9 protein-coding genes are annotated in these 8044 nt (G+C 67.2%); 3 read left to right on the top strand and 6 right to left on the bottom strand.

Annotated features, from left to right (window positions below; translation table 11 throughout):
* Nucleotides 1-1328, top strand: a 1328-nt coding sequence (sppA, locus tag VKI00_RS13885; protein ID WP_324438242.1) for a signal peptide peptidase SppA, incomplete at its 5' end; no start/stop codon positions are given.
* On the opposite strand, the gene VKI00_RS13890 is transcribed toward sppA, so the two are convergent.
* The 3 genes from VKI00_RS13890 to VKI00_RS13900 are packed head-to-tail and all read right to left on the bottom strand — an operon-like array spanning nucleotide 1325 to nucleotide 4112.
* Nucleotides 1325-2236, bottom strand: coding sequence for a class I SAM-dependent methyltransferase (locus VKI00_RS13890; RefSeq protein WP_324438244.1), 912 nt, complete (start codon nucleotides 2234-2236; stop codon nucleotides 1325-1327). The genes sppA and VKI00_RS13890 overlap by 4 nt on opposite strands.
* Before the next feature lie 7 nt (nucleotides 2237-2243).
* Nucleotides 2244-3161 (bottom strand): class I SAM-dependent methyltransferase, encoded by a 918-nt coding sequence (locus VKI00_RS13895; protein ID WP_324438246.1) that lies wholly within the window; start codon nucleotides 3159-3161, stop codon nucleotides 2244-2246.
* Nucleotides 3162-3173: 12 nt separating this feature from the next.
* Nucleotides 3174-4112 (bottom strand): class I SAM-dependent methyltransferase, encoded by a 939-nt coding sequence (locus VKI00_RS13900; protein ID WP_324438248.1) that lies wholly within the window; start codon nucleotides 4110-4112, stop codon nucleotides 3174-3176.
* A 133-nt stretch (nucleotides 4113-4245) separates the two neighbouring features.
* Between VKI00_RS13900 and VKI00_RS13905 the strand changes: the two genes are divergently transcribed.
* Nucleotides 4246-5022, top strand: coding sequence for an SDR family NAD(P)-dependent oxidoreductase (locus VKI00_RS13905; RefSeq protein WP_324438254.1), 777 nt, complete (start codon nucleotides 4246-4248; stop codon nucleotides 5020-5022).
* Nucleotides 5019-6248 (top strand): zinc-binding dehydrogenase, encoded by a 1230-nt coding sequence (locus VKI00_RS13910; protein ID WP_324438250.1) that lies wholly within the window; start codon nucleotides 5019-5021, stop codon nucleotides 6246-6248. Before VKI00_RS13905 ends, VKI00_RS13910 begins: the two co-directional genes overlap by 4 nt.
* Here the strand turns inward: VKI00_RS13910 and VKI00_RS13915 are convergent.
* The 3 genes from VKI00_RS13915 to VKI00_RS13925 form a co-directional block, all read right to left on the bottom strand.
* On the bottom strand, nucleotides 6237-7274 hold the full coding sequence (locus tag VKI00_RS13915) for a dihydrodipicolinate reductase (protein WP_324438252.1): 1038 nt from the start codon (nucleotides 7272-7274) through the stop codon (nucleotides 6237-6239). The two genes, VKI00_RS13910 and VKI00_RS13915, sit on opposite strands and share 12 nt — an antisense overlap.
* A gap of 21 nt (nucleotides 7275-7295) precedes the next feature.
* Nucleotides 7296-7952, bottom strand: coding sequence for an L-fuculose-phosphate aldolase (locus VKI00_RS13920; RefSeq protein ID WP_324438256.1), 657 nt, complete (start codon nucleotides 7950-7952; stop codon nucleotides 7296-7298).
* Nucleotides 7953-7957: 5 nt separating this feature from the next.
* Nucleotides 7958-8044: hypothetical protein (locus tag VKI00_RS13925; RefSeq protein ID WP_324438258.1), on the bottom strand; the 87-nt coding region annotated here is incomplete at its 5' end.

Consider the following 8044-nt stretch of genomic DNA (forward strand, 5'->3'; position numbering starts at 1 on the left):
GTGACGCGCTGGAGAAGGCCGGCATCGAAGCGCAGTTCGTCGCGCGCGGTGAATACAAGTCGGCGGTCAACCTTTTCACCGAAGACCGCTACACCGATGCGCATCGAGAGGCCGACACCCGGCTGCTGGAGAGCCTGCGCGCCCAGGTGTGGCAGGCGGTCGCCGACTCGCGCAAGATCGGCCATGACTCCCTCGACGCGCTGGCCGACCGCGCGCCGCTGCTGCGCGAGGATGCGGTGGCCTCCGGCCTGATCGACCGCATCGGTTTCCGCGACGAGGCATATGCGCGCATCGCGGAACTCGTTGGAGCCGAAGGTATTTCGCCTGAGGCCGGTGATGCCGACGGCGACGACGCGCCGCCGCGGCTATATCTGAGCCGCTATGCCCGCGCGACCGGGCCGGGCGGATCCTCGTTGCCATCGGTGCCGGGGCGCAAACCCAAGCCGACAATCGCCGTCGTCACGCTTGCGGGTCCGATCACCAGTGGCCGTGGCGGTCCGCGGATATTGCCGTTCGGCACGCCCAGCGCCGGCGGTGACACCATCGCGGCGGGTCTGCGGGAGGCGGCTGCCGACGACTCGGTGTCGGCCATCGTGCTGCGGGTCGACTCCCCGGGCGGCTCGGTCAGCGCGTCGGAAACCATTTGGCGAGAAGTGAAGAAGGCACGCGGCCGCGGCAAGCCGGTGGTGGCGTCGATGGGCGCGGTCGCCGCGTCGGGCGGATACTACGTCTCGATGGGCGCCGACGCGATCGTGGCTAACGCCGGCACGATCACCGGTTCGATCGGTGTGCTCACCGGGAAGTTGGTCGCCCGTGACCTGAAGGGCCGGCTGGGTGTCGGGTCGGATGCGGTGCGCACCAACGCCAATGCCGATGCCTGGTCGATCGATGCACCGTTCACCCCCGAGCAGCACGCCCAGCTCGAGGCCGAGGCAGACTTGTTCTACACCGACTTCGTGCGGCGGGTCGCCGAGGGCCGCAACCTGACCGTCGCGGCTGTCGAGGCCGTTGCCCGCGGTCGTGTGTGGACCGGTGCGGATGCCCTCGAGCACGGCTTGGTCGACGAACTCGGGGGCTTGAGAACCGCGGTACGCCGGGCGAAGGTGTTGGCGGGCTGCGACGAAGACGCCAAGGTCCGCCTGGTCGGCTATCCGGGCACGTCGGTGTGGGACTTCCTGCGACCACGGCCGTCGTCGCAGCCGGCGGCCGCATCGTTGCCCGATGCCGTGGGCGCGTTGATCGGCCAGTCGTTGGCCGGAATCATCGAGCAGGCCGAGCGGACGTTCAAAGGTGCCAGCGTGTTGTGGCTCGGGGAGTCCCGCTTCTAGCCCGCGAGTGTCCCGCTGACGTAGATGATTTCGCCCAGCGGCTCGTCATCCTCGGGGGCGGGAAGATCGAATCCTTCGCGGTTGAACAACTCCGCACGAGGGGTGCTGGCGACGTCCCACCCGTTGGCGCGCAGGTATTCGATGACGTGGCTGCGCTCGCCGGTATAGACCAGCGACGGCATGTCGATGTCGAGATGCTCGCGAAACGCCGCAGTCTGCTCCCGAACCCGCTCGGGGTCCAAATCCTTAAGGCCCGGAACGTATTCGGTGGCGACGGTGCTGCGCGGGGCGCTCATCGCGGTGATGTTGTCGAACAGTCGATCCTGCGCTTCGGACGGCAGGTAGATCAGCAGACCTTCGGCCAGCCACGCCGAAGGTGCTCCGGTGTCCAGGCCGGCGGCCTGCAGTGCGGTCGGCCAGTCGTAGCGCAGATCGATGCCGACGGTGCGGCGCTCGGCAGTTGGCCGGGCGCCGATGCCGGCCAGCGTGGTGGTCTTGAACTCGATCACTTGCGGCTGGTCGACCTCATAGACCACGGTGTCGGCCGGCCACTGCAGACGGTAGGCCCGAGAGTCCAGGCCGGACGCCAGGATCACCACTTGATGCACTCCCGCATTGACGGCCGCCAACAGGTAGTCGTCAAAGTACTTGGTGCGCACCGCGATCCCGTTGATGATCGCTTCCGTCCGGGCCGGCGATGCGTTCCCGATGGTGGAGAAGTCGACCGTGCCGTCAATCACCTTCACAAAGAAATCCAGCCCGACGGCGCGCACCAGCGGTTCGGCGAACGGGTCGTTGATCAGCCCGCGGGGATCCCTGGTCGCCATCGCGCGGCCGGCGGCGATCATCGTCGCGGTCGCACCTACACTAGAAGCCAGATCCCAGCTGTCGTCATCGGTACGCGTCATGGCAGCCCTATCCGAGGGTGGCGGCGACGTAGCTCATGTTGCGGAATAGCGCCATCGACTCGTCATCCGGGAAGGTGAATCCATTGCGCTGGTACAGCTCCGGGGCCGGATGGGCGGCCACCTGCCAGTCGTGGCCGGTCAGGTAGTCGATCACGATGCTGCGTTCGCCTTGATAGAACAGGTCGGCCGCGTTGAGGTCGAAACCGGCGCGTTGCCATCGCTCGCTGATGCGCCGCACGCTTTCCTCGGAGAAGGCGTCGGGATCGGAGATGTGCTCGGTGGCGAGCTGGCTTCCCGGCGCGCTGAGCGCGGTGATGTTGTCGAACAACCGGTCCTGGGCCTCGGGCGGCAAGTAGGGCAATAACCCTTCCGCGCTCCACGCCGTCGGCTGATTCACGTCGAAACCGTGCTGCCGCAACGCTGCTGGCCAATCTTCACGCAGGTCGATGCTGACCGTACGGCGCTCGACGGTCGGGTTGGCGCCAAGATCGGCCAAGGTGTTGGTCTTGAAGTCGATCACCTGTGGCTGGTCGATCTCGTAGACCACCGTCCCCGCCGGCCACGGCAGCCGGTAGGCCCTAGTGTCCAGGCCGGACGCCAAGATGACCGCCTGACGAATTCCGCCTTCGGTGGCGCTGATGAAGAAGTCATCGAAAAACCTTGTCCGCACTGCCATTTGCTCAACCCGAGTTCTGCGGCTCAGCCCCGAGTCGTCATCCAGGCTGACCTCGCCGTCCAGCAGGCGGGTAAACGGCGGCAAGCCGACGGCACGAACCAGCGGATCGGCCAGCGGATCGTCGAGCAGCGGGTCGGGCCCTTGGGAGGCCAGTGCCCGCGAGGCGGCAACCATCGTCGCGGTCGCCCCCACGCTGGAAGCCGGGTCCCAGCTGTCGCCGTCGAACCTTCCGGATTGGGCGTGCGTCATGTTCGATCGCTCCTACTTCTTGTCGGTCAGCGTGCCACTGACGTAAAGCCGGTCGGCGAAGGGCAAGTCGTCCTGTTCGATGGGCGGAAGTCCGTTGGCCGCGAACATTTCCCGGATGCTGTTGCCGCTCATCTGCCAACCGCGGTCGGACAGGTAGGGTGCCGCTTCGTTGCGGTCGCCGAAGTAGACGAGCTCGGTCATGTCCAGATCGAGCCCATGCTTGCGCCAGCGCTCGGATACCGTGCGCATGCGGTCTTTGATCCGCTCCTCGTGCGCCGGGTCGCGGGTGGGCCCGCTTTCGGTTGCGATCCGGCTGCCCGGCGCGCTGAGCGCGGTGATGGTGTCGAGCAGGCGGTCCTGCGCGTCGGGTGGCAGGTAGCCCAGCAGGCCCTCGGCGCTCCATGCGCTGGGCGCCTCGGGGTCGAAACCCGCCGCGCGCAGCGCGGCCGGCCAGTCGTCGCGCAGATCGATGGCAACCGCGCGCCGGTCGGCGGTGGGCTGGGCGCCCAGCTCGGCCAGCGTGCGGGATTTGAATTCGATGACTTGCGGCTGGTCGATCTCGTACACCGTGGTGCCGGCGGGCCAGGGCAGCCGGTAGGCACGGGCGTCCAGCCCGGACGCCAGGATCACCGCCTGTCGGATCCCCGCATTGGTGGCGTCGATGAAGAACTCGTCGAAGAATTTGGTGCGGACCGCCATGTTGTCGGTCATCCGCTGCACTCCCGGTGCCGATCCGTCGCTGTCGTCCTCGAGGTCGGCGGGGGTCAACTCGCCGGTCGCCAGTTTGGTGAACAGGTCCAGGCCGACGGCCCGAACCAGCGGCTCCGCGAACGGGTCGTTGATCAGTGGGCGCTCGGTCTTGCTCGCCATCGCGCGGGACGCCGCGACCATCGTGGCCGTCGCTCCGACGCTCGATGCCAGATCCCAGGTGTCGTCATCGGTGCGTGCCATCGCCACCCCTCTGCAGGAAGTCAGGTTGTTATTTAGCCAATATAACGAGCTTACCATGTCGTCCGATCCTCACTTATCCACGCATATTGCCGAAACCCATGTCACAGCGGGCCATTCGCGCCACGCTTTGGCGATGGCGTATTCGGTAGCAGGAAAGCGGGTGGTCATCACCGGCGCGTCATCGGGGATAGGCGCGGCCCTGGCCCGGCGGCTGGCCGGCCACGGCGCGGTGGTGGGACTGATCGCCCGCCGTTCGGAGCGCCTGGCCGAGGTGCTGGCGGACTGCCGCGCAACCTCGGCCGACTCGACGATGTGGGTGGCTGACCTTGCCGAGACCGCGACGTTGGGCGCGCTGGGGTTGCGGGTGTGGGACGAGTTGGGCGGCATCGACGTGTTGGTCAACAACGCGGCGATGCCGAAGCGCCGGGCCGTCGATGCGCTGGATCCGGCCGAGGTCGAGGACGTCATGCGGGTCAATTTTCTCGCCCCGATGCGGCTGACGTTGGCCGTCCTGCCGCGGATGCTGGACCGCGGGCACGGCGTCGTCGTCAACGTGTCCAGCGTGGGGGGTCGGTTGGGCATCATCCACGAGGCCGCCTACTGCGCGAGCAAGTTCGCGCTGTGCGGGTGGAGCGAGTCGATGGCCGTCGACCTGCACGGCACCGGCGTACGCGTGCAGCTGATCGAGCCCGGGCCGGTCGACACCGAGATCTGGGATCAGCCGGGCAGCGAGGAACCCCTCTATCAGGGGCCCAAGGTGCCGGCCGACGAGGTGGCCGACGGCATTATCGCGGCGCTGAGCGACGACCGTTTCGAGCACTACCTGCCGGACATGAAGCCGGTCGTCGACGCCAAAAACGCCGACCTCGATGCCTACATCGCCGGCGCCGCGGCCATGGCGGCCCGATGAAGGCCCTGGTTTTCGGGGTGCCGCCCGAGCCGTCGGATGGACCCGACGACGCGCTGACGCACAGTCCGGTCGCCCTGCAGCAAGTGGCGGATCCGCAACTGCTGCACGATGATTGGGTGATCACCCGGCCCCGGCTGACCGGTATCTGCGGCTCGGACTCCAAGCAGATTTTGATGGACTTCGGCGAAGGCGACGCCGACAACGCCATGGCGGCCTTCTGCTCGTTTCCTCAAGTCATGGGCCACGAGGTGGTCGCCGACGTGGTGAAGGTGGGCCCGAAGGCCCGCGGGCTGGAAGTGGGTCAGCGGGTTGTGCTAACCCCGTGGCTGTCCTGCGGGCCGCGGGGTATCGAGCCGCCCTGCCCGGCCTGTCAGAACGGCGACTACAGCCTGTGCTGGAGCTTTTGCGACGGCGACATCAAACCCGGGATCCACACCGGCGTCTCGGCCGATGTCACCGGTGGCTACGCCGAGCTGATGCCGGCCCACGACAGCATGCTGTTCGCGGTGCCCGAATCGGTGCCCGACGAATTGGCCGTCTTCGCCGACCCGTTCTCGGTGTCGCTGCACGCCATCACCCGCCACCCACCGCCGCCATCGGGCCGGGTCCTGGTCTACGGTGCCGGCTCGCTGGGGTTGTGCGCACTGGCGATCCTGCGGGCCCTCTATCCGGACGTGGCGGTCGCGGTGGTCGCCCGCTTCGATGCCCAGGCGCAGCTGGCCCGCCGGTTCGGCGCGGACATCGTGTTGGCGCACGAGCCCCGGCTGGCCATCATCGAAGGTCTGGTGAGCTGGGGCGGCGGCCGGCTGTGGCAGCCGCTGCAAGGGTTGCCGATGGCACACCCCGGCGGCGTCGACGTCGTCTACGACACCGTCGGAAAACCGGAAACGTTCGAAGTCGGTGTGCGGGTGCTGGTTTCGCGGGGGACGCTGGTGAAGGCCGGTGTGCACGCCCCCGGCCGGTGGGAGTGGAGTCCGTTGTACTTCAAGGAGATCAACTGGGTCGGCAGCAACGCGTTCGGAGTCGAGGAGGTCGACGGGCAGCGCAAGCACGCGATCGCGCACTACCTCGATCTGGTCGCCGAGGGCCGAATTGACCTGCGCCCCATGCTGACTCACACTTTCCGGCTCGACCAGTGGCGGGCCGCCTTCCTGGCGATCGCCAACCAGGGCGAGACCGGCGCGGTGAAGGTGGCCTTCGACCAGCGGCCGCCGTCAAGGCGTTAGGGCGCCACGGGATCCGATGACAGGCAGATCAATTGGGGTGATCACGCCCGGTTGTGCGTCGCAAACGAATGGTATGGCGTTGACCGCCGCCACGGCGGTGCTGTCCATCAACACGGTCATCACGTCTTCTCCGGGGTTGCCGAACAAGATCGTCGCATCGACCCGTGGTTCGCCTTCGATCACCACGCTGAACCCTGCGGGATCGCTCCATTGCGGTTCGAGCGCATCACTACTCATGGTCCAGCAGATGGCCAGCTCGACCACCGGGCGGCCGCCGCGATGGCCGCGATAGGTGCGGCGCTGGCCCCCGACGGTGCCCGCGGCGAAGGCCACCCACCCTAGATCCAGATCCCGGGTCAACACCGCGGGCTCGACGAATGCTTCCTTGGAGTCGAGTTCGGCACCCAGCATGGTCGCGATCATGTCCAGCGTCTCGAAGTAACCGAGGCCGTATCGTTGCGTCTCCGGGTCGATTTGCGTTACTGGCTCACGGGGTGGTTTGCCGAATCCGAGCACCCTCCACACTTCCCATACGGGATAGGTGGTGCAGTCCAACGTTTCGACGAGCTTGACATTGTGAACGTGTCGGCATGCGCCGGTGAGGAAGCCGGCGACGACGTTGATGAAGCCCGGCTCGAATCCCGTTCCCAGGAAGGTCGCGCGTCCCTGTCGCGCCGCCTCCTCGAGCGCAGGGAGTTCAGCCGGGTGATGGGTGCCGGTCAGAAAGTCTCCCGTGGTGACCACGTTGATGCCGCGGCGCAGCATCCTTTCCACCAGTTCGTAGTCGATGACGCGCGGCATGTAATTCACGCAGTCAGGCACCAGGTCGAGCAGCGCGTCGACGTCGCTTGTCGCGGTGACTCCAATCGGGGGCCGGTCCGCGAGCACCCCCGCGTCGCACCCAACTTTCTCCGCGCCCAGGGCGTGGACGCCCGCCACTTCGAAGTCGTCGCGGTCGAGGAGGATCCCGAGCGCTCGCTTCCCGATATTGCCGGTTGACCACTGAACCACCCGGTAGGGCGCCATGGTGTTCCTCCGCTCGCGGAATTACATCGGGTTGGCGCGCAGATACGTATAAACGCTCGCGAAGTTGGCGTTGATTTCGTCGGGAATCGGGACGGGTCCACCGAGAGCCTTTGCACCCCAGGCGATTTGAGCGGTGCGTTCGACCAGCGCGGTGACGTGCAGCACCTTGTCTGGCCGCGGCCCGACCGCCACCAGGCCGTGGTTGGCAATCAGCGCGGCCGCGCGCCCTTCCAGCGCCTTCACTGCGTTGCTGCCCACCTCGGGCGTGCCCGACGCGGCGTAGTCGGTGCAGCGGATGTCGCCGCCGCAGTAGACGGCGAACTCGTCGATGCAGGCCGGAATCGACTGGTGGGCGATCGCGAACATAGTGGCCCACACCGGGTGACTGTGGATCACGCTGCCGATGTCGTCGAACGCCTGATAGCAGGCCAGGTGCAACTTCATCTCCGACGACGGCGACCGGCCGTCGGCGGCGTGCAGCACGCCGCCGTCCGGGTCGACCAGCACCAGGTCCTCGACCACCATGTCGGAGTAATCGACCGACGACGGCGTGATGACCAGGTTGCCGTCTTCGCGTCGGGCCGAGATGTTGCCCGCGGTTCCCTCGACCAGCCCGCGGCGCAGCATGTCCTTGGCCGCGGCCAGCACCGCGGCCTCGGGGTTCGCCACGAATCTCACGGATGTCATGGTCCTAGCACCTCCGGGTTGACGATATGGGTGGGCGTCTTGCCCGACAGCAGCGCTTCCAGGTCGTCGGCCACCATCTGGGC

Source organism: Mycobacterium sp. (assembly GCF_035314665.1).
In the GTDB taxonomy this organism is placed as follows: Bacteria; Actinomycetota; Actinomycetes; order Mycobacteriales; family Mycobacteriaceae; genus Mycobacterium.

Excerpts from the sequence above, each read along its gene's own strand:
- VKI00_RS13915 (WP_324438252.1), bottom strand. The coding sequence starts at position 7,274 with ATGGCGCCCTACCGGGTGGTTCAGTGGTCAACCGGCAATATCGGGAAG.
- VKI00_RS13895 (WP_324438246.1), bottom strand. The coding sequence starts at position 3,161 with ATGACGCACGCCCAATCCGGAAGGTTCGACGGCGACAGCTGGGACCCG.
- VKI00_RS13910 (WP_324438250.1), top strand. The coding sequence starts at position 5,019 with ATGAAGGCCCTGGTTTTCGGGGTGCCGCCCGAGCCGTCGGATGGACCC.
- VKI00_RS13905 (WP_324438254.1), top strand. The coding sequence starts at position 4,246 with ATGGCGTATTCGGTAGCAGGAAAGCGGGTGGTCATCACCGGCGCGTCA.
- VKI00_RS13900 (WP_324438248.1), bottom strand. The coding sequence starts at position 4,112 with ATGGCACGCACCGATGACGACACCTGGGATCTGGCATCGAGCGTCGGA.
- VKI00_RS13890 (WP_324438244.1), bottom strand. The coding sequence starts at position 2,236 with ATGACGCGTACCGATGACGACAGCTGGGATCTGGCTTCTAGTGTAGGT.